Below are 23,030 nucleotides of genomic sequence, written 5' to 3'. Positions count from 1 at the left end.
AAAAAGCTATTTTCAGATAACACACCCCTTAACCCCTCTCGAGAGGGGAAGTCAAAACCTAAGCCAGCACCGGCGCTACATGCGTTAACTGCATGATCTCTTCGAGCAGGTCATCGCTTGGGTTTACCTTCACAGATTTTGATGGCATTTGTATACTCAGGTTTTCCGCCTGGTCTTTCACCAGAAACTTGAGCATGCAATTCTTAGCCGGATATTTCTGATTGTTATTGTCTACTATCTGCTTTAAGTCTAAGAGCAACTGATTGCTTAACGAATTAATCTCGATATGTACTGTAAGCGATTTGGTATGCTTATCGCGCATTTCTGAGAGTAATGATATAGCGCTGATACCCAGATCCCAATTGCCCACCTGACGGAACTTTTCGATGATATGGCCTTTGATGTGTACAAAATACCCATCGGACATCAGGTTGCGGAATTTTATATAATCGTCACCAAACAAGGCAAACTCGTACGATTCGTTGTAATCTTCCAATATAAATGTGCCGAACGGCTTTCCCGTTTTAGTCATCTTGTGCTGCACGTTGCTCATTAAACCTCCAACACATATTTCGCCGCGTTTACGCAATTCGTTAAAGGCATTCTGCACCTCCTCGCCGCCTTCGCCTGAGCGGGCTTTAACCATCAGTTTGAGATCGCTTACGGTGCTATTGCAAAAACGCTGCAATTCGTGTTTATAATTGTCGAGCGGGTGACCGGTCAAATAAATACCGATCATATCCTTTTCGTACTTTAGCTTTTCTATCAGCGGCCATTCTTCACTCTCGGGCATCGTAGGCTCTGGGATATATGACGCAACCGCCCCGCCAAATAACGATACCTGCGAACTGTTTTGTGTATTCTGATAATCTGCAGAAAACTTAATTAAGCGTTCAACACCGGTAAGCAACCCATTCTCGGTTTTGGCAAAAAACTGCGCGCGCTTCATATTAAAGCCGTCAAAGGCTCCGCTGTAAACTAAATTTTCGTACGATTTTTTGTTGACATTCCGGGTGTTAGTTCGCTTGGCAAAGTCGTAAATGTTTTGGTATGGGCCATTTTCTTTACGCTCGTCAATAATGCTTTCGATAGCCTTTTCACCAACGCCTTTTATACCGCCCAATCCAAAACGGATCTCGCCTTTAGCATTAGGCGTAAATGCCAGGAATGATTCGTTAACATCGGGGCCTAGCACGTTGATACCCATACGGCGGCATTCTTCCATAAAAAAAGAGATCTTGTCGATACTGTTCTGGTTATTCAACACCGCCGACATGTACTCTGCCGGATAATGCGCCTTTAGCCAGGCGGTCTGATAGGCCACAAAGGCGTAACAAGTAGAGTGCGATTTGTTAAAGGCATACTGAGCAAAGGCTTTCCAGTCGGTCCAGATCTTTGTCAGTTTATCTTTAGGATGGCCTTTGGCAACAGCGCCGTCCATAAACTGGGCTTCCATTTTATTAAGCACCTCTATCTGCTTTTTACCCATTGCCTTACGCAAAACGTCGGCGTCACCTTTGCTAAAGCCCGCCAATTTTTGCGATAGAAGCATCACCTGTTCTTGGTAAACCGTAATTCCATATGACTCTGACAGGTACTCCTCCATATCTGCCAGATCGTAGGTAATGGGCTCAAGACCGTGCTTACGCTTTATAAAATTCGGGATGTACTCTATCGGTCCCGGGCGATACAAGGCGTTCATGGCTATGAGGTCTTCAAACTTATCTGGCTTCAACTCGCGCAAGTACATTTGCATACCGTCACTTTCAAACTGGAAAGTGCCATTAGTATCGCCACGCTGGTAAAGCTCAAAGGTCTTTTGATCATCCAGCGGAATGTAATCAATGTCGATCTCTACTCCGTGGTTCTCTTTGATCATCTGCAACGCGCCCTTAATGATAGTGAGGGTTTTTAAGCCCAGAAAGTCCATCTTGATTACACCGGCATCTTCAATTACACGGCCATCGTATTGGGTAACAAGCAGATCAGAATCTTTTGCTGTCGCGACAGGAACTATATTGGTCAAATCGTCGGGTGCGATAATGATACCCGCGGCGTGAACGCCCGTATTACGTACAGAGCCCTCTAATTTCTCTGCTTCGCGAAGCACAATGCCCTTAAGTTCTTTGCTTCCGTAAATTTCTTTTAGTTCGGGTACCTGATCTATAGCGCCTTTTAAAGTTATGCCTAGAGTTTCGGGAACCAGTTTCTTAAGCATGTTCACCTCAGAAAGCGGCATGTCCAACACCCGGCCTACGTCCTGTATACTGGTACGGGCAGCCATAGAGCCGTAAGTTATAATCTGCGCTACCTGGTTACGACCGTATTTGTCTACCACGTAGTCGATAACCTTCTGGCGGCCCTCGTCATCAAAGTCCGTATCGATATCGGGCATCGATTTACGATCAGGGTTCAGGAAACGTTCGAAAAGCAGGTTATACTTTATCGGGTCGATATTGGTAATACCAGTACAATAGGCTACCACAGAACCGGCAGCCGAGCCACGGCCCGGACCAATAAAAACACCAATATTCCGTCCCTCGCGGATAAAGTCGGCCACGATCAAAAAGTAACCCGCAAAGCCCATGGTGCGGATGGTGAACAACTCAAAGTTAATACGCTCTTCAACTTCGGGAGTAATGTCGCGGTAACGTTCTTTGGCACCTTCAAAGGTAAGGTGCTTTAGATATTCCCATTGATTAAGCGTATCAGATTCGGGCCCTGAATGGATCTTAAACTTTTCGGGTATAGGGAAGTTAGGCAACATGATGTCGCGTTTCAGCTTCAGCACATCTACCTTGTCAACTATCTCATTGGTATTATCGAGCGACTCGGGGATGTCGGCAAAAAGTTTGCCCATCTCTGCCTGGGTCTTAAAATAAAACTGATCGTTAGGGAATCCAAAGCGGTAGCCTTTGCCGCCTTCCTCGTCAGTAGCGATAGGGGTGCTTTGCATATCGCCGGTATTTACACAAAGCAAAATGTCGTGCGCGTTTGAGTCCTGCTGATCCACGTAGTGTGAGTCATTAGAGCAAATCACCTTTACATTATGCTTTTTAGCAAACTTGAGCAGTGTCTCATTAATGGTCAGCTGCTCCGGTATTTCATGGCGCTGCAGTTCTATGTAATAATCATCGCCAAAAAGATCGAGCCACCATTTGAATTCCGTCTCAGCCTCAGCTTCTGATTTTTTAAGGATGGCTTGCGGCACAGAAGCACCAATACAGCAGCTTGTGGCAATTAGCCCTTTGTGATGTTTAAGTATAAGTTCTTTGTCTATTCGCGGCCACTTGCTGTACAGGCCTTCCATATAACCCAGCGAGCAGAGTTTAATAAGGTTTTTGTAACCTTCGGCGTTTTTAGCGATCAGGAGTTGATGATGGCGTACGTCGCGGTTCTCCTTAGTAAACTGTTTTTTATGACGGTCTTCTACCACATAAAACTCGCAGCCAACAATTGGTTTTATGTTGTGCTTACCGGCCTCTGCCACGAATTTAAATACGCCGAACATATTGCCATGGTCCGTTATGGCCAGTGCTTTCATACCATCGGCTGCGGCTTTTTTATACAGCTTCGAAATATCTGCTGCCCCGTCTAATAATGAAAACTGTGTGTGTACGTGTAGGTGCGAAAAATCCGGCATAGTCTAAATCCAATCGTCTCTGAAAGAGGATAACAAATTTACTTAAAAACACTGCTGTCCGCTTCCGGTACTCAGGTGTATTTTTTAACATTTACAGTTAGATGTTGATAATGAATGATGTAAAATGAACATGGGTATTAGCGCTCCCGGTTGTAATAAACCAACTTAAAAGTCTTGTTACAAAGAACCTTTTTGCATGGTGTTTGTATTTAAGTTCAGGTAACATATCTATGACCCCCAAAAACCTGTCAGCTTGGAAAAATTTGGACGTATTGCCCTAAAAACTATTCTTTGGATTATTGCAAGTGTCATATTTCTGGTGCTGCTTGTCTTTATTTTGATACAAGTTCCCGCCGTTCAAAACTTCGCGAAAGACAAGGCCGTTGGTTTTTTACAAAATAAAATTCATACAAAAGTTTCGATAGGGCACATCACTTTGGGGTTTCCTAAAATGATCGTGCTTGAAGGTGTTTACCTGGAAGACCAAAAGAAGGATACCCTATTTTCCGGTGATAAGCTAAAGGTAGATATCAGCATGCTGAAATTGCTTAAGAGCCAGGTTGAAGTAAATGAGATCAATCTTGAAGGTATAACCGCAAAGGTTGACAAGAACAAAGACAGCGTTTTTAACTTCGACTATATTATAAAGGCGTTCAACTCGGGGCCAAAAAAAGTTGACACCAGTAAATCGACTTTAAAAATTTCTCTAGATAAGATCATCCTCGACAAAATAAACCTTGCTTATGCCGATCAGACTAACGGCAACAAAGTGCGGTTTTATTTAGGACATTTTGATACCCGAATTAAGCAATTCGATCTGGATAAAATGAAATTCGGCATCCCGAAAATTAACTTATCCGACGTTAATGCCACCATCGTGCAAACACCTTCAGGCTCGGCAATTGCACAAACTGCCGCCGTCGATACAGCGACTACACCGCTTAACATGACCCTTGACCTGGAAACGATCAATGTTGAGAGGGTAAAGGTGAACTATAGTACCAATGAGATGGCTGCTAAAGTTAACCTGGGTAAATTCCTTGTGGCATTTAACAGCCTGGATCTTATCAAACAAAACGTAGACATTAAAAACATTGAGTTAAGCAGCACAAGCGCCTCTGTTAAACTGGCTAAGCCGCAAACTGTGGCGAAAGCTGTAGTAAAGGCTGCAAAAAAAGTTGACACCCTGCTGCGACCGCCAGCATCAACCAAACCGTGGAAAGTCGCTTTGGGCAAACTGGTGCTTAGCAATGACAATATTAAGTTTGACAATGAGGCGCAACGGCCATTAAACAGAGGGCTGGATTATGCCCACATGGATATAAAAAATTTAAATACAGAGGTCGACGATTTAAAATACACCGCCGACAGTACTTCTGGTAAAATAGCCGACTTTAACTTTAGAGATAAGAGTGGGTTTGCTATCAACAAGTTTCATACAAACTTTTTCTACGGCCCAAAGAACGCTTACCTAAAAGACCTTCTTGTAGAAACGCCGAACACGGTTATACAGAAAGAGGTGCAGATTGGTTATCCCTCAATTGCTGCCATCAGCAAAGACATCAGCAAATTAAGCATTAATGCCAACCTTGATGGCAGCCACATCGGACTCAGGGACATCTTATTGGCAATGCCGACGATGGCTTCGATGGAGCCGTTTAAAAGTTATCCTAACTCACAATTCAGGATAGATGGTCATGTGGTAGGGCAGGTGAATAACCTGAAAATACAAAACCTGGAAATAAGAGGATTGTCAGATACCCGAATCGCCGCGTCTGCTACGTTACGTGGTTTGCCTGATGTAAAGAAGGCATATTTTGATGTAGACCTAAAGGAGTTGAATACCAGCCGTAGCGATATTTACAAACTAGTGGATCGAAAGATGATTCCGGCAAGCGTAAGCATCCCCGAAAGGTTAAATCTTAAAGGAACGCTTAAAGGCAGCATGAAGGATCTCACCACCAGGATGACCTTGCGCAGCAGCTATGGTGCAGTAGACGTTAACGCAACTGTAAGAAACGCTACAGATATGAAGCGCGTTGCCTACAATGCACATGTAAAGGCTGGCAACTTAAACGTTGGTGCTTTAACCAGGCAGCCACAAATGGTTGGAAATATAACCGCGTCTGCCAATGTAAAAGGCGCCGGTGCTGACCCGAAGCATTTGAATTTACAATTTGATGCAAATGTTAACAGCGCTTACGTTAAAGGGTATCTGTATAAAAACCTGGTTGCTAAAGGCAGCGCTGCTAACGGCCGGTATGATATTACCGCCAGGATGAACGATCCTAACATCAACTTTAACCTTGTGGCGAAAGCCGACTTAAATAAAAAACACCCCTCTATCAACACCACATTGATGGTTGACAGCATAAACCTGCAAAGGCTGCATTTTGTAAAAGATGACATGCGCTTTCACGGAAAGTTGGCCGCCAACTTTACTACGGCAGACCCCGATTATCTGAACGGAAGGCTTTTGTTAACAGAAATGATTTTGTTTAATAAAGGCCAACGCATAGCGCTGGATACAGTAAGCCTGGTGTCTACCGCTACGGCAGACAGCAGTACGCTGCGTTTAAAAACACCAATGTTAAGCGCCCACCTTGCAGGCAAATATAAATTGACTGAGATAGGAACAGCATTACAAGACGAGATAGACAAATATTATAACATAAGCCTGGCCAGCGGCAAAACAAAACCAAAATATTCACCTGAAAATTTTGTGTTCGATATCCATTTCGTGAAAACTTCGTTGGTTACTCAGTTTGCACCTACGCTTACTCAACTAGACCCTATCATCATCAACGGCAGGTTCAATAGCACCACCGGTTATCTGTTGGTCAACGGTTCTATCCCGAAAGTGGTTTATGGAACAAATACCATCAGCAACGGTAAGCTTAACATTAATACCGCTAATAATTCGCTAAACTATGCCTTGACCTTTGATGGAATAAAAGTAGGGACATCGCTTAATGTACTTTACCCGTCAATAACCGGTAATGCTCAAAATAATAAGCTGAACGTGAGCCTGCAGGTTAGAGATGCAAGCCGCAAAGAACGTTTCAGGGTAGCCGGCGTATTCAGTGCCATGCAGGGCGGTTACCAGTTTAGCTTCTTGCAAAACGGGTTGCTGCTTGATTATGCACAGTGGGCGGTCAATCCGGCCAACTATATACAATTTGGAGGCAAAGGCATCCTGGCGCATGACTTTACGATATCTAACAGCAACCAGATATTTAGCGTGAACAGTAATTCGCAGCAACCTAACTCGCCAATTACAGCTACGTTCACCAATTTCCGCATAGAAACACTTACCAAGATGGCGCAGCAGGATACTCTGCTTGCTGGTGGTGTTATCAACGGTAATGCGGTTATTAGCAACTTTGATAAGTCGCCTTTGTTCACTGCTGCCCTTAATATTTCTGATTTTAGTTTCCGGGGCGACACGGTTGGCAACGTTGCCATTAAGGTGAATAATCAAACTGCTAATGCTTACGCCGCGAACGTGGATATCACCGGTAAAGGTAACCAGGTTAATTTGAACGGCGTTTATTATACAACACCGGATAGTCGTTTCGACCTTAACCTCAATATCATCAATCTAAGTATGAAGAGCGTCGAAGGTTTCAGCTTTGGCGCTATCAAAAATGCAAGCGGTAATATTACGGGTGCACTAAAAATTACAGGGACAACAACGGCGCCGTCCGTACGGGGTGATATTAAGTTCAATACGGTTGGGTTTAATGTATCAATGCTAAACTCGTACTTCAGGATGCCTAATGAAAGTATAACGTTCCAGAGCGATGGCGTCCACTTCAATGATTTTACCATGGTCGATTCGACCGGGAATAAAGCGGTTGTTTCCGGTGCTGTGTATACCACGGATTATTCAAGTTTCAAATTTGGCGTAAATATCGACGCTAATAATTTCAGGGCTATAAATTCTACTGCTGCTGATAACAAGTTGTATTATGGTAAGCTATACATCGACACCCATATCAAGATAAGGGGTGATATGGTGAAACCGATTGTTGATGGTACGCTAACGGTTAATGACAAAACAGACCTGACCATCACCTTACCGAGTGACGACCCTAGTATAGAAGACCGGAAAGGGGTAGTAGAATTCATAGATAAGAGCGCGCCCAAGCTCGACTCCATCCTGATGGCTAAACAGCTGGACTCACTGCGAAAATCAAATGTGACTGGTTTGGATGTCAATATGGTGGTCAACATCAGTAAAAACGCCAACTTCAACATCGTTATAGACCCCCGCAACGGCGACGTTGTACATATTAAGGGTGAGGCACATCTGCAAGGCGGTATAGATCCAAGCGGTAAAACAAATCTTACGGGTACCTATGTTGTTAACGAAGGCTCTTATACCTTATCGTATGCTACGGTTACACGCAAGTTTAATTTCAAGAATGGCAGTACTATCACTTGGACAGGCGACCCAACAAGTGCCATTGTAGACCTGACGGCCATCTATATTGCTAATGTGCCGCCAATAGACCTGGTCGCTGACCAGGTAAGCGGGACCGAGGCAGAGAAAACAGTTTACAAGCAGAAGCTACCATTCAACGTAAACCTTAATCTTAAAAATCAACTTTTAAAACCTGATATCAGTTTCGATATAGTGTTGCCTGATAGCAACTATACCGTATCGCCAACGGTTATTCAGACTGTAGATACGCGCCTGGCACAAGTTAGGCAAGACCCTAACGAGATGAATAAGCAGGTACTGGGCGTGCTGGTGCTTGGACACTTTATTGGCGATAATCCGCTGCAAAGCCAGGGCGGAAGCGCAGGTATAGGCGGTGCGGTACGTAACAGTGTAAGCAGCTTATTGTCAGATCAGTTAAATAAGCTGGCCGGCGACCTGATAGCCGGGGTTAACCTTAATTTTGACTTAACATCCGGTGAAGACTATTCGTCTGGTACGGCGCAGAACCGAACGGATCTCAATGTGGGATTATCCAAGCAGTTTCTGAATGATCGCTTGACGGTTACTGTTGGCAACAACTTCAACCTGGAAGGCGCAAATCAACCCGGGCAAAAAACAAGCAATATCGCTGGTAACGTATCGCTTAATTACAAACTTAGCAAGGACGGCCGTTACACATTACGTGCTTACCGACGCGACCAATACATTGTGCTGCAAGGCCAGGTAATTGAAACCGGTGTAGGCTTCCTGCTCACGGTCGATTATAATAGGTTTAAAGAGATCTTCCGCAAGTCTAATGCAGAGGAACGCGCCATGCAGAAGAAGTACAATAAGGAACAAAAAGAAAAGCAGAAGGTGCAAGATGCCAAAGACAAAGCTGCTGATAAGAAAATAGATGAGCAGCAAGCAGATTCAACCAAAACCACCACAAATAAATAGCATGATTAAATATCTATCATACCTGTTTCTTGCTATCGTACTCACGTTTTACGCCTGCAGTAACACTAAGTATCTGCCTAAAGGAGAGAAGTTGTATACCGGTGGTCAAGTTGATATCAAAAACAACGACATCACAAAGAACGAGACCACCATACTCAAAGGCGATCTCGAAGGCTTGCTAAGGCCAAAACCCAATGGCAGTTTTCTGGGCTTAAGGCCAAAGTTATATTTATGGAATATTACGCAAACCAAAAAGAAAAAAGGTTTAAAGGCCTGGCTTCATAAACAGGGAGAGCCACCTGTGCTGGTGAGTTCTGTAGATCTGAATGCCAACAGCCAGATATTGACCAACAGGTTGCAGAATGTAAGCTACTTCCAAGCTTCTGTTACAGGCGACACTATCAGCAAAGGCCGAACCGCAAAAGCAGTTTACACGGCAAACACCGGTCCGGGCTATAAGATCCGCAAAGTGGTATTTCCTGCCGGGACAAGCCATTTAGACACTGCTGTTGCAGGCACTGCCAAATACAGTTTGTTGAAGGTTGGTGACAATTACAACCTTGACGTGATCAAAAATGAGCGTGTACGTATTGATGCACGCTTAAAAGAAGAAGGTTTTTACTACTTCGCGCCCGAGGATTTGATCATGCAGATTGATAGCACAATTGCAAACCACCAGGTAGACATTTTTGTAAAAGTTAAAGATGCAACTCCAGACAAAGCACGTAACATTTATACCATAAATAAGATATACGTTTATCCGGAGTATAACCTGCGCGACACTTCACTGAAATTAGATTCGGCTGAAGCGTACCGCTGGTTTTATATCATAGATCCAAAGCATACGATGTCGCCATGGGCTTTCAAAAATACGGTGTTGCTTCATCCAAACGAAGTTTACAACCGTACCGCACATACCAAATCACTTAATAGGTTTATAGAATTAGGCCCGTTCAAGTTTGTAAAGAACAGGTTCGAGGATGTATCTACCGCAGATTCTCCAAAACTCAATGTGTTTTACCAGTTGACCAAATACCCTAAAAAGTCGCTGCAATTCGAGACATTGTTCCGTACTACATCTGCTAACTATAACGGTACACAGGTAAACCTTAGCTACAAGAATCGCAACCTTTTTGGAGGCGCAGAACTGTTGACCGTGACACTTTTTGGTAGTACAGATGGCCAGATAGGTGGCCAAAACGGTGGTTATCCATTATCACAGGTTGGCGGGCAGGCTACATTATCATGGCCTCGGTTTATAACGCCTTTTAAGGATTTTAAAAATGATAATGCCTTTATCCCGCATACTAATTTGACGTTCGGTTACGCCATTGTAAACCGTAAATCGCTATATAATTTAAATTCATACAACGCGTCGTTCGGTTACCAGTGGAAAGAAAACTTGCACCGCACCCATGATTTGACTGTTCTGGGTATTACCTATGTAAATCCGCAAAATGTAACGCCTGTTTATGATAGTATAAGCCGGGTTTCTAACGATCCAAGTTTCAGGCATGTTATAGATCCGCAATTTACCTGGGGACCTAGCTATCACTACACTTATGACAACACCACCGAGACCAGCCGAAAAAACAGTATCTTTTATCGCGGCGGCGTTAGCCTGTCTAACAATATCTTAGGACTTGTAACCGGCGCGGATACCCTTAAGGGAAAAGTAAAAACGCTTTTCGGCACACCATTTAGCCAATACATCAAATTTGATAACGAGATTCGCTATTTCCACAAAACTGGACCGAATGCTACCATTGCCACAAGGGTATTCGCCGGTTTTGGCATCCCTTATGGCAACTCTACAATTATTCCTTACAGTCAGCAATTCTTTATAGGCGGCGCTAACAGTTTAAGAGGGTTTAGAGCAAGGTCTGTGGGGCCTGGTACGGTTGATGCCGCCGCCGCAGCAGGGCCAAACGGTTTCCTGCCGGATCAGTCGGGGGACATTAAGTTAGAAGCCAACGTAGAATATCGACCTAAACTTTTTAGTATTGTTTACGGCGCGCTGTTTGTTGACGCGGGTAATATCTGGAATTTGAACAGCCATCAACCGGGCGATAAGTTTACCGCCAACTTTCTAAGCCAGATGGCAGTTGACGCCGGTGTAGGTTTAAGGTTTGACGTCACGGTTTTAGTTCTTCGAACTGACCTTGGTTTCCCGTTGATCAAACCATGGCTGCCTGTTGGCCAACGAGCTGTAAGCCCAAGTTTCCATGATGCGATCTTTAACATTGCAATAGGATATCCGTTCTAATTTTGACCTAAGTCTGTAACTTAGGCTATAACTAAAACTATGGAAAACGCACAAAAAATCACTGTCGAAGTAACTGTAAATGCTCCGGTGGATAAAGCCTGGAAATATTTCAGCGAACCAGAGCATATTGTAAAATGGAGTTTCGCTTCAGAGGATTGGCATACACCTCATTCAGAAAATGACTTGCAGGTGGGTGGAAAATTCAAATCTACTATGGCTGCAAAGGACGGCAGTTTCAGTTTCGATTTTGGTGGCACATACACCGAGATCAAAGAGCACGAGTTTATCGCTTATAGCCTTGATGACGGCCGTACTGTTCAGATTACGTTTGCAAGCGAAGGCGACAATACTAAACTGACTGAAACCTTTGATGCAGAAGATCAAAATCCGGTGGACATGCAACAAGGTGGCTGGCAAGCCATACTTAATAATTTTAAGAAATACGTAGAAGCTAATTAAGCTTCGTATTCATTACACAATAACAAAAAAGCCATTCCGTTAAGAATGGCTTTTATTATTTTAATTTTCGGGTTTTATTTATTTAAACGTCAATACGAGCATACTTGGCGTTTTGTTCGATGAAATCACGGCGGGGGGCAACTTCATCGCCCATCAGCATAGAAAAGGTATGGTCACACTCTGCTGCATTCTCAATACTTACCTGGCGTAATGTGCGGCGGGCAGGGTCCATTGTCGTTTCCCAAAGCTGCTCGGCGTTCATTTCGCCCAAGCCTTTATAACGTTGCACATGCACGCTGTCTTCGCGGCCGGCCCCTTTAAGGCGTTGTATGGCTGCGTCGCGCTGCTCATCGGTCCAGCAATACTCGCTGTCTTTACCTTTCTTAACCTGGTAAAGCGGTGGAGTAGCAATGTACACATACCCAAACTCAACCAGTTCTTTCATATAGCGGAAGAAGAACGTTAAAATCAAAGTAGTAATATGCGAACCATCCACGTCGGCATCCGTCATGATCACAATTTTGTGATAACGAAGCTTGGTAAGGTTTAGCGCTTTATTATCGTCGGCAGTACCAATGCTTACACCCAAGCCGGTAAACATGTTTTTGATCTCCTCGTTCTCGTAGATCTTGTGCTCCATAGCTTTCTCCACATTAAGGATCTTACCTCTTAATGGTAAAATAGCCTGGTATTCACGATTACGGCCTTGTTTAGCTGTGCCACCGGCAGAGTCACCTTCTACAAGGAATATCTCGCACAATGCAGGGTCGCTGTTAGCACAGTCTGCTAATTTACCCGGCAAACCCGAACCGCTCATTACGCTCTTGCGCTGCACCATTTCACGTGCTTTACGCGCTGCCGCGCGTGCAGTCGCCGCCAAAATTACCTTATTGACGATCATTTTCGCCTCACGTGGATTTTCTTCCAGGTAAATAGCTAATATCTCACCTACGGCTACGTTAACCGCCCCGCTCACCTCGCTGTTACCTAATTTGGTTTTGGTCTGGCCTTCAAACTGAGGCTCAGCAACTTTAACAGAAATCACTGCAGTTAATCCTTCACGAAAATCGTCACCCGTAATGTCAACTTTCAAATTTTTAAGCAGACCCGACTTATCGGCGTAGCTCTTGAGTGTACGCGTTAAGCCCATACGAAAACCGGCCACGTGCGTGCCACCCTCAATGGTGTTGATGTTGTTTACGTAAGAGTGTACATTTTCAGAGTAGGTATCATTGTACTGGAGTGCCAGTTCAACCGGTATACCTTGTTTGTTGCCTTCAACATATATTGGCTCCGGAATGATAGGGGTGCGGGTGCCGTCTAAAAACTTTACAAATTCTTTTAAACCACCTTCAGAGAAGAACTCTTCACTTCGATAAGTGCCGTCTTCCATAGCCTCGCGCTCATCCGTCAATGTAAGCTTAATGCCTTTATTTAAGAACGCTAATTCGCGCAAACGTGTAGCCAGTGTATCATATTTGTACTCAAGAGTGGTGGTAAATATCTCACCATCGGGCTGAAACCATTGCGTTGTGCCGGTAAGTTCACTTTCGCCAACCACCTTAACATCATACATGGGTTTGCCACGCTCATACTCTTGCTGAAATATTTTGCCTTCGCGGAAAACGTTGGTTTTCATGTGGATAGACAGCGCGTTTACGCAGCTTACGCCAACACCATGCAATCCACCAGAAACCTTATAAGTATCTTTATCAAATTTACCACCTGCGTGCAAAATGGTCATTACCACTTCAAGCGCCGACTTTTTTTCTTTTGAGTGCATCGCGGTTGGGATACCGCGGCCATTATCTTTTACAGAAATAGCATTACCCGGATGGATAGTTACATTAATGGTATCGCAGTATCCGGCCATAGCTTCATCGATAGAGTTGTCTACCACCTCATAAACCAGGTGGTGCAACCCCTTAGGTCCGGTATCACCAATGTACATGGAAGGGCGCTTACGCACCGCTTCTAAACCTTCTAATACCTGTATATTATCTGCCGAATAATTAGATCTGTCTTGATTTTCTTCGCTCATTTTTTATTTATAAAACAACTAACAAAAATACGAAATTTTAGGCGCATTGCCGCGGGTGTGGAGAAAATGGCCAATGTGGATAAGCCACTAATTTTTAGGATAATTAGATTGAAATTTTATCTTTGTGCCTGAAAATTTTTAAGAGAGATAAATGAAAAATCAAGCGTCGGGTGTGGTAAAACTTTCATTGGGTGTTTTACTTGCCGTTACGGTTGCAGCTTGCAACAAAACCAAACCTACAGAGAAAGCAACAGTTACAGTTGCAACAGGTACTGATGCCGCAAAAGGCGAGATCGTTTACATCAATCAGGATACCCTGTTGAACCAATACACTTATTTTAAAGACATGACCAGCCGTTTAGAGTCTAAAGGTAAAGCTGCACAAGCCGACCTCCAGTCACGCGGTCAGGCATTCCAGCGCGAAGTAGCAGAATATCAGAAAAATGCGCAAACTATGGCTGCTGATGTTCGCCAGAATACAGAAAAACATTTACAGAGCAAAAACCAGGAGTTACAGCAATACCAGCAAAATGCTGGTGCTCAAGTTCAGAACGATCAGGCTGCAGAACAGCTAAAGCTGTATGAGCGCATCTCTGACTTCGTTAAAAAATATGCCGAAGAAAAAGGCTATAAAATGGTGTTAACCTACCAAAAAGGCAATGCCACCATGTTATACGGTGCACCCGGCCTTGACATCACTAAAGAAGTGGTTAAGGGCTTAAATGACGCTTACGCAAAAGACAAAAAATAATTTATTAATTAATTATAGTAAGCCCCGGCCAATTGGTGCGGGGCTTTTTAATTTTGTGACGATGGAAAACAGTGAACACGAAAAATTTATGCAGATGGCGATCGACCTTTCTGCCAAAAATGTTAATGAAGAATTGGGCGGCCCTTTCGGCGCTGTAATTGTAAAGGACGGGCAAGTTGTTGCCGCCAGTGCCAATACAGTTGTCCCTACAAATGACCCAACGGCTCATGCCGAAGTGTCTACTATACGGTTAGCTTGTAAGAATCTAAATACATTTAATTTGGAAGGCTGCGTGATCTATACCAGCTGCGAACCTTGCCCTATGTGTTTAGGTGCTATTTATTGGGCCCGTCTAGATAAGATATACTACGCCAATACAAAAAAGGATGCGGCAGATATCGGTTTTGATGATGCCTTTATATACGAAGAACTGGATAAGCCAATGGACAAGCGTAAACTGCCGGTTATACAACTTATGCGCGACCAAGCCTTAAAGGCCTTTAAGCTTTGGGAAGTTAACGAAGAGAAAACGCACTATTAGTAGCCTCCCCTAAATCCCCTCTAAAGGAGAGGATTTTAAAACATTGCAGTGGTAGAAATCCTTAAACTCCCGCTCTTTGGAGAGGGCAGGAGTGAAGTTTTATTCATGCAACACCAGAATAGCTTTAACAGACTTGTTCATCACCTGGTTAATGGTGCTGCGTGTAAACAACCTGTAAAGAATGTTATGGTGGTGCCTTACCAGGCAAATGATGTCGGTTTTATTGGTTTCTATGAAGTCCATAATACCGTTAAGGGTGTTTGAACTGTTAATGTAATTGAAATCGAGCTTGGCATGTTTAAATAACCCCTTCAACCTTTTTTCGCCGGCATTTCTCTTAGTAACGGGCACTTCTTCGGTTACGTTAACCACCTGGATCTTATCAGACTCAAACGCTTTTACCATTTCGTTAAGGGCATTGACGTCGCCGGCAGAAAGGCGTGTTTCGAAATCTGTCGCTAAAGTAATAACAGGGGTTTTGGAAAACTGGCTTTCAGAAGGAACTATAAGCGTTGGCACTTTAATTTTAGAGACCACCATACTCGCGTTACTGCCCACAATACCCGTGATTCCAGTGGAACCGGTAACGCCTAAAACTACAAGTTCAACAATGTGGTGTTTAACATAATCGCTGATCACTTTTTTAAGCGAACCGACTTCGCAAAGCGTGGTCACCTTAACGTTTTTGAACTTGGGCTTATCGGCGTGTTTGGCAGCCCATTCTTTTAAAGCTTCGCGTTTATTTTTGTGGTATTCGTCTATAAATATCGCAGCATAAGTGCTGTTGTTTACCCCCTCTGTAGTGCTGATGGCATGCATAACGCAAACCTCCAGTTTCAACGTTTTTGCCATTGATAAGGCATACTTCATTGCATTAGAGGCGCTTGCCGAAAAATCTGTTGCCAGCAATAACTTTTTCATCTTACAATATAGCGATTATATAAACAGGTGGAAAAGTGCAAAGAATAAAAATGCGAGCGCTATAGCCACAGGCAAGGTTAATACCCAAGCTAACGCGATGCTTCTGAGCGTACGGCTATTCAAGTTTTTTGTTCCGCCCGAAGCCACCATAGCTCCAGCGATACCACTTGATAATACATGTGTGGTACTTACCGGAAGGCCAAGCCCTGTGCTTAAACCAATGGTTGATGCAGCCACTATCTCGGCAGTACCACCTTGCGCATAACTTAAATGCTCATTACCAATCTTTTCGCCAATAGTAACAACAATACGTTTCCAGCCGATCATTGTACCAATGCCCAGAGCAGTAGATATAATAGCGATAACCCAAACGGGAGCGAACTGTGTAAGCTTGTCTGTTTGCTTTAACTCGGCTTCTAAAGTCTTATGGTCGTTATCGCTCAGTTTTATGTTTTTATCTTTTAGGATGGCATTTACACCGGCCACTATTTTTTCTACCTGCTTGCGGAAGGTGTAATTCTTTTTAGCTGCGGGATTTTTTGCTAAACTATCGGTTGTCACCAATGCTTTGTCAAGCTCTGTAATGCGGACCTTCATTACTGCATCGCCAGGCTTTATCCTACTGATCACCTGGCGGGTATTGTAAATGTTTTGGGAAATCTTTTGATTCGAAATTGAATGGTTAACAGCATAATGTCCGGGCAAAAATGCGATCAATATCAGCATAAAAAGACCTACACCTTTCTGACCGTCATTACTGCCATGAAAAAAGCTAACCAGCATACAAGTGGTGATTAGCAATAAGCGTATCAAGATCGGGGGTTTGTCATGATCATTTTTAGGGATATCGAACAATCGCGTTTTACTAAAAGCCTTTTTCAGGAAGAACAACAAAAAGATAGATAAACCAAAACCCACAATAGGGGAGAGTATAAGTGATAGGCCAATCTCTTCTGCTTTATGCCAGTTAACGCCTGCCCCGCCATAGTATGCTTTGAAGGCAAGCCCTGCGCCGATCATAGAACCTATCATGGTATGCGAGCTTGAGCAGGGGATACCTAAGTACCACGTACCAATATTCCATGCGATTGATGACAGCAGCACAGATAACACCATATACGCGCCGACTTCTACCGGTAAAACCATTAAATGGTCCAACGGTACCAGGTTTAAGATACCCATAGCTACGGCTACGCCGCCCAACGCTACGCCCAAAAAGTTCCACATACCAGACCACGGAATAGCATATACAGGTTTTAAGGCGTTTGTATAGATCACTGTGGCCACAGCATTAGCGGTATCATGGAAGCCATTTACCAGTTCAAAGCCAACTGTTGCTATTATGCAAAGTATAAATACGATGAAAATGGGTGTAGCAAGGTCTACTTCGCCAATGAATGGCAGCGTGTGAACGGAAAGAATAGGAATCATGCGATGGTTTTACAGGGCATTTATCTCTGGTTGAATTGCGTGACAAAGAACGTATAATGATACCGCATTTATTTGAGATTGCTGATTAACAAATTGTTAATTTAAAAATAGATAAAAGTTAACCTGTTAAATTCCAGTTTGTTATAGTGAAGTTTTGTGTGCTAATAAACGTAGGCAGATAATGTTCGTTGCGACAAAAGAAATAACTTTTAACCTTCGCAAAAAGATTGAAAAGAGTAAAAATATTATTGATATTCGTTTCAACAACGATTAATAGAAACGCCGTTATTTCTTTACGTTAAGTTTGGTGTGAAGTTATCGTTTTGCGATGCGCTATTGATATGATCAGGTTCGGAATCTTGACTCTCGTTTTGATGTATTTTTTCGGCAATGGTTATTGCTCAAAAAAGACGGACAGTCTGATGGCCGTACTAAAAACGGAGATTGCAAAAAAAGCGCAATATGACCATCAGAAGGAAATCCGGATCGGGCAGTTTCGCAAAAAACTTATTAACCTGTCCGCGTCAGATCTGGAAGGACAATACCGCGCTTGCGAACCGCTATATGACGAATACAGATCTTACAAGTTCGATTCTGCATACGTTTATACGGTCAAACTTCGCGATCTTGCTAAGAAGCTAAACGATCCATCTAAGATTAACGCTACCAGACTTAAATTAGGTTTCATTTTGTTATCTGCCGGGATGTTTAAAGAAACATTTGAATGCTTCGGTAGCATCAACACGCGCTTTCTAGACGATACACTAAAGGAGCGATATTACACATTATATGCACGTGCGTATGCAGACCTGGCCAGCTATAACAGCGATAATATATACACGCCCGGTGATTACGAAAACTCTAAAAAGTACCTTGATTCTGCAATTCGCATTGCCAAGCCTAATTCATATGACCAATTCACCAATCTTGGCGAAATGCAAATTCGTACAGGGCAAACAAATGAACCATCAATTTACTATCAAAAGTTGTTAGACAGTTTTCCCTTGACCGCTCATCAACGTGCCATGGCAGCAACGGGTTTAAGCTCATTTTACGTTGGCGATAGCAAACGCGACGAGCGTATATGCCTTTTGCTCATTGGTGCGATAAATGACGTACGCTCATCTACTAAGGAGACGCTGGCGATATTCAGGCTGGGAGAGGAGTTGCAATCAGAAGGTGACATCATTAGTGCTTATACCTTTATTGAAGAGGCAATGGCAAATGCTCAATACTACGGAGCGCGCTTGAGAACATTAAAAATCGGAGCGGCGTTACCTATTATCGCAGCGCAGCGGTTGATATTAATCGAAAACGAAAAGAAGCGTTTTTTGATGTATATCTTATCTATTGCCACAATTGCAGTGATCATTGCGCTTATTTCTTTCATCGTGTTTATACAATTGAAAAGGTTGAAGGTGAAAGAAAAGATCATTGAAGACAAGAACGTTCAATTGGAGAAGATCAACATCCGGCTTACAGAAGACACCCGTATTAAAGAAGAATATATTGGTAGCTTTTTTTCAACCATTTCCGGTTATATCTCAGTACTTGAAAAGCTAAAACGCAGTATAGAGCGTAAATTGACGACTAAAAAATATGATGAAATATTGGTGACTATAAATGAGGTCAACATTAAAAAGGAGCGCGAAAACCTTTTCCATAGTTTCGACCAAATATTCCTGAAAATCTTTCCAAATTTCATCACTGCATTTAACACACTTTTTAAGCCCGAAGACCAGATCTGGCCTAAGGACCATGAAGTATTGAATACCGATCTGCGCATCTTCGCGCTAATGCGCTTGGGCATCAATGATAACCAGGCGGTTGCCGATATCCTGCAATATTCTGTGAACACTATCTACGTTTATAAAATGCGGATAAAAGCTAAGGCATTAGTACCTGGCGACCACTTTGACCAAAAGATTATGGCGGTAAAAGCAGTTGATGCTGACACTAAGTCGTAGCAAATTCTCGGTTTCTCACGCAAAAACGTTCTTAAAAAGCCCTTATAGAGGTGTTAAAAGCCTGTAAAAGCGTTAAAAAACGTTATATTTTTACAAGGTGTTAAATACTTAAGTATTTGATTTATAGTGCATTATATTTTATAAACATTATATTTTTCTAAATTTGGGTTGGCTTTATAGTTTTTGAGTTATTATATTTTTTACTTTGTGTAATCCAATTATTTAACCGCGTGCTGGTATAAAACCAAGGGCCTGAGAAACCCCATATCAGCTTAGCTTAAATAACTTTTTGAAAAAACACGTATCGTGCCGATGCACTAGTTGCGGCGTACGTTATAAGTTTCAATAGGCTTGGATAGCTAGTTTTAAACCGAATAAATTATATAAATGATTAAACTTTACGCTTCGCACTTAGGGCAATTCTTTTCTGGATAATGGATGCCGCAAATACCCCATTTCCAAAGTGTTTAAACGGCGTTCCGTTTTAAGCACAATCTGTTTTTAACCAAATTATCTTATTAAACCAAATGTTATGCATTTAAAGAATTTACTTAAACTATTTTTCTTTGCTGTATTTTGTTTAGCCCTGCACCCCGCAATGGCGCAGAACAAAGTAATTACAGGTAAAGTTACCGATGCCAAAGACGGCTCGACCCTGCCGGGCGTTGCAATAGTTGCAAGCGGCACTTCTATTGGTGGCGCAACTGATGTAAACGGTAATTTCCGTATTTCAGTTCCATCAAACACTACAACGCTAGTATTTACTTATTTAGGTTACTCACGTAAAGAAGTAGCCGTAACCGGCGACGTAGTTAACGTATCTATGGAATCAACAAATACATCTCTTAACGAGGTGTTGGTGGTTGGTTTCGGTACTGTACGTAAAAAAGACGCTACCGGTGCTGTTGTTAAAGTATCATCAGGCGATTTCGTACAAGGTGTTACTACTAACCCGTTACAACAGTTACAAGGTAAAGCGCCTGGTGTAGTGATCACTACATTTGATGGAGACCCTAACTCAAACCCAACCGTACGTATCCGTGGTACCGCTTCATTATCAGGTGGTAACGATCCGTTATACGTAATTGACGGTATCGAGGGTGCAGACATCCGTTCTGTATCTCCTAATGATATCGAGTCTTTTGACGTATTGAAAGATGCATCTGCTGCTGCTATTTACGGTTCACGTGCTGCAGGCGGTGTTATCTTAATTACCACTAAAACCGGTAAAGCAGGTAAAGCTCAGGTAGATGTAAACTCTTACGTAGCTACTGAATCTCCTTTAAAATTGCCTGAGTTTGCAGACCGTAACTTGTACCTGCAATTGTACCAGCAAGTTAAAGGTACTGCTATGCCTACAGGTACTACTACAACAAGCGACCAGGGAGCTAATACCAATTGGTTTAAGTTAATTACCCGCACCGCATTTACTCATAACGAGAACGTTGCAATCTCAGGTGGTTCAGAAAAAGGCCATTATCGTGGATCTATCAGCTATATAGATCAACAAGGTATTGCTTACAACTATCGTAAAGACTTAAACGCACGTTTAAACTTGGACCAAAAGGCTTTAAATGATAAGTTATTGATTACCATGAACATTTCTGGTTCTCATACACAATCTAAGTTTGTTGAAACTCCGGGTCAAAACGGTGGCGACAATAACGTGTTCCTTAACGCGCTGTCTGTACCATCTGTTATCAGCCCTTACAATTTGGCCGGTGTTGCAAATGATCCTGCTCTTAATCCTAACAATTATCAGTCTATCAGCAACACTCAAGAAGCTAACCCGCTTCCACTGTTGTTCTATACGCAAAACAGAAACACCATCAGCCGTATCAATGGTAACCTACGTTTAGACTATAACTTAACCAAAGAAATTACCCTGAGCCCGTTTGCAAACGCAACAAGAGATAACGGTTACGGTTATATCTACTATCCTCCGGGTCCGTTGGTTAAACCAATTGCAGATCAATTTGGCTATACCCCACAATTGACCAGCACAGGTGATATCGATCGCCAGTCAACCATGGCAACTACATCAACTTTTGGCGGTTACGCTAATTACAAAGGTGTTTTTGGCAAAAGCAGGTTAAATGTTACAGCAGGTGCCGAGCGTTACCAAACTAACTACCAGGGTTTACGTGTTGGTGCTCACGATTTTGCAAACATCAACTTACCCAACGAAAACATTGGTGCAGCAAACGCGATCACTAACAAAGACATCGCATCTTACGATAACGGTTATATCTTAAATTCGATCTTCGGTCGTATCGAGTATAACTACAACGATAAATACTACATCACAGGTAACGCCCGTTACGATCACTCAAATAAATTGGGTATCAACAACCAGGGCCAGGTATTCCCTTCTGGTAGTGTTGCATGGAACATCGGCAGCGAAGAGTTCTTGAAAGACACCCGTTGGTTAACTTCATTGAAACTACGTGCCGGTTATGGCCAGGTAGGTAACCAGGATGCCATCAGCCCTTACAACTCACAATTCTTGTTCGGTTCAACCGGTACATTATATTATGATGGTACTTCTGGCCAGTTCTTGAGCCGCAACTTCGCTGTTCAGAACGCTAACGCCGATTTACGTTGGGAAGTTGTATCTACAACTAACTTCGGCGCAGATTTCAGCTTATTTAACGGCCGCTTAAACGGTAGCATCGAGGTGTTCGACAGAAAGACCGACCACCTGTTATTTAACTATACAGTACCTACGGGTAGCCAGTTCTTCGTAAATAATATCCTTGCTAACATTGGTTCATTAGACAACAGAGGTTTTGAGTTTAACGTAAATGGTAAGATCATTGCCCGCAAAGACTTTACCTGGAACGCTGCTGTAAACTTTGGTTTAGTACGTAACAAGATCACTAACCTATCCGGTAGTCTTAACGGTACAAATTTTAACGTAACGCAAACCTACACTAACGGAGGCACAGGTGGTTTAGGTATCAGCGGTCAGGTTTCACAAATTGGTTACCTGAAAGTTGGTATGCCTATTGGTACTTTATTGTTACCTGAATATGCTGGTCAGGATGCTCAAGGCCGCCAATTATTCTGGAAATATGGAGCCAATGGCACTCGCACTGCGGTTACAGACCTAAGTACTTTAAATTACGCTGATGATGGCAGCACGCAAGACCGTAAGTTCTACACAACTGATCCTAAATTTACTTATAGCATCAACAACAGCTTTACTTACAAAAACTGGGATCTGAACATCTTTTTACGTGGCCAGTACGGTAGCAAAGCGTTTAACGAAACTTACATGGACTATACCGACTTGGATAAAGTAGGCGTATACGGTATCTTGAAAGACGCAGCTAAATATAACATCACCAGCCCTGCACAGCCATCTACTTTCTGGTTGCAGAGCACTTCATTCTTAAAAGTACAAAGTGCTAACCTTGGTTATACTTTTGGCATTGCTCCAAACAACTATATCAGCAGAATCCACGTATATGTTGCAGGTAACAATATCTACACGTTTACACCGTATAAAGGTCTTGATCCCGAAGTATTTACTTCTGGTATCTACGCCGGTATAGACAGAAGACAAAATTACCCACGTCCACGTCAATTCTCATTTGGTGTGAACTTTACGCTTAAATAATT

Annotated in this window: 11 protein-coding genes; 7 read left to right on the top strand and 4 right to left on the bottom strand. The window is 42.9% G+C overall.

Annotated features, from left to right (window positions below; all coding sequences use genetic code 11):
- Positions 1-58: 58 nt before the first annotated feature.
- Positions 59-3,643, bottom strand: a complete 3,585-nt coding sequence (gene dnaE, locus GO620_RS08560) for a DNA polymerase III subunit alpha (protein WP_157524239.1) — start codon at positions 3,641-3,643, stop codon at positions 59-61.
- Positions 3,644-3,896: 253 nt separating this feature from the next.
- Between dnaE and GO620_RS08555 the strand changes: the two genes are divergently transcribed.
- From GO620_RS08555 to GO620_RS08545, 3 genes are read left to right on the top strand one after another with little or no spacing between them, the layout of a single operon-like run.
- Positions 3,897-9,029, top strand: coding sequence for a translocation/assembly module TamB domain-containing protein (locus GO620_RS08555; protein ID WP_157524237.1), 5,133 nt, complete (start codon positions 3,897-3,899; stop codon positions 9,027-9,029).
- 1 nt (position 9,030) lies between these two features.
- Complete coding sequence (tamL, locus tag GO620_RS08550) at positions 9,031-11,295, top strand: translocation and assembly module lipoprotein TamL (protein ID WP_198173529.1); 2,265 nt, start codon at positions 9,031-9,033, stop codon at positions 11,293-11,295.
- Between the two features lie 39 nt (positions 11,296-11,334).
- Entirely contained in the window at positions 11,335-11,754 is a 420-nt protein-coding gene (locus tag GO620_RS08545) for an SRPBCC family protein (RefSeq protein ID WP_157524233.1), read from the top strand.
- A gap of 82 nt (positions 11,755-11,836) precedes the next feature.
- Here the strand turns inward: GO620_RS08545 and gyrB are convergent, their stop codons facing one another.
- On the bottom strand, positions 11,837-13,795 hold the full coding sequence (gene gyrB, locus GO620_RS08540) for a DNA topoisomerase (ATP-hydrolyzing) subunit B (protein WP_157524231.1): 1,959 nt from the start codon (positions 13,793-13,795) through the stop codon (positions 11,837-11,839).
- Between the two features lie 151 nt (positions 13,796-13,946).
- On the opposite strand from gyrB, the gene GO620_RS08535 reads away from it, so the two are divergent.
- Positions 13,947-14,546: an OmpH family outer membrane protein gene (locus tag GO620_RS08535; RefSeq protein ID WP_157524229.1), complete on the top strand. Its 600-nt coding sequence runs from the start codon at positions 13,947-13,949 to the stop codon at positions 14,544-14,546.
- A gap of 61 nt (positions 14,547-14,607) precedes the next feature.
- The gene (locus tag GO620_RS08530; RefSeq protein WP_157524227.1) at positions 14,608-15,087 is read left to right on the top strand and encodes a nucleoside deaminase; all 480 of its coding nucleotides are present in this window, start codon (positions 14,608-14,610) and stop codon (positions 15,085-15,087) included.
- 99 nt (positions 15,088-15,186) lie between these two features.
- Here the strand turns inward: GO620_RS08530 and GO620_RS08525 are convergent, their stop codons facing one another.
- Entirely contained in the window at positions 15,187-16,008 is an 822-nt protein-coding gene (locus GO620_RS08525; RefSeq protein WP_157524225.1) for a universal stress protein, read from the bottom strand.
- A gap of 15 nt (positions 16,009-16,023) precedes the next feature.
- A complete protein-coding gene (locus tag GO620_RS08520) occupies positions 16,024-17,439 on the bottom strand; it encodes an inorganic phosphate transporter (RefSeq protein WP_157524223.1) in 1,416 nt (471 codons plus the stop codon).
- Positions 17,440-17,861: 422 nt separating this feature from the next.
- Here GO620_RS08520 and GO620_RS08515 point away from each other — a divergent pair, with 422 nt between their 5' ends.
- Together GO620_RS08515 and GO620_RS08510 are read left to right on the top strand one after the other, a co-directional pair.
- Positions 17,862-19,406 (top strand): DUF6377 domain-containing protein, encoded by a 1,545-nt coding sequence (locus GO620_RS08515; RefSeq protein WP_157524221.1) that lies wholly within the window; start codon positions 17,862-17,864, stop codon positions 19,404-19,406.
- Positions 19,407-19,938: 532 nt separating this feature from the next.
- Entirely contained in the window at positions 19,939-23,028 is a 3,090-nt protein-coding gene (locus tag GO620_RS08510; RefSeq protein WP_157524219.1) for a SusC/RagA family TonB-linked outer membrane protein, read from the top strand.
- The last annotated feature ends 2 nt before the right edge of the window (positions 23,029-23,030 follow it).

It is taken from the genome of Mucilaginibacter ginkgonis (genome assembly GCF_009754905.2).
GTDB lineage: Bacteria > Bacteroidota > Bacteroidia > Sphingobacteriales > Sphingobacteriaceae > Mucilaginibacter > Mucilaginibacter ginkgonis.
The sequence above is the reverse complement of the archived record's forward strand: the minus strand, read 5'-3'. Positions and strand labels throughout refer to the sequence as shown.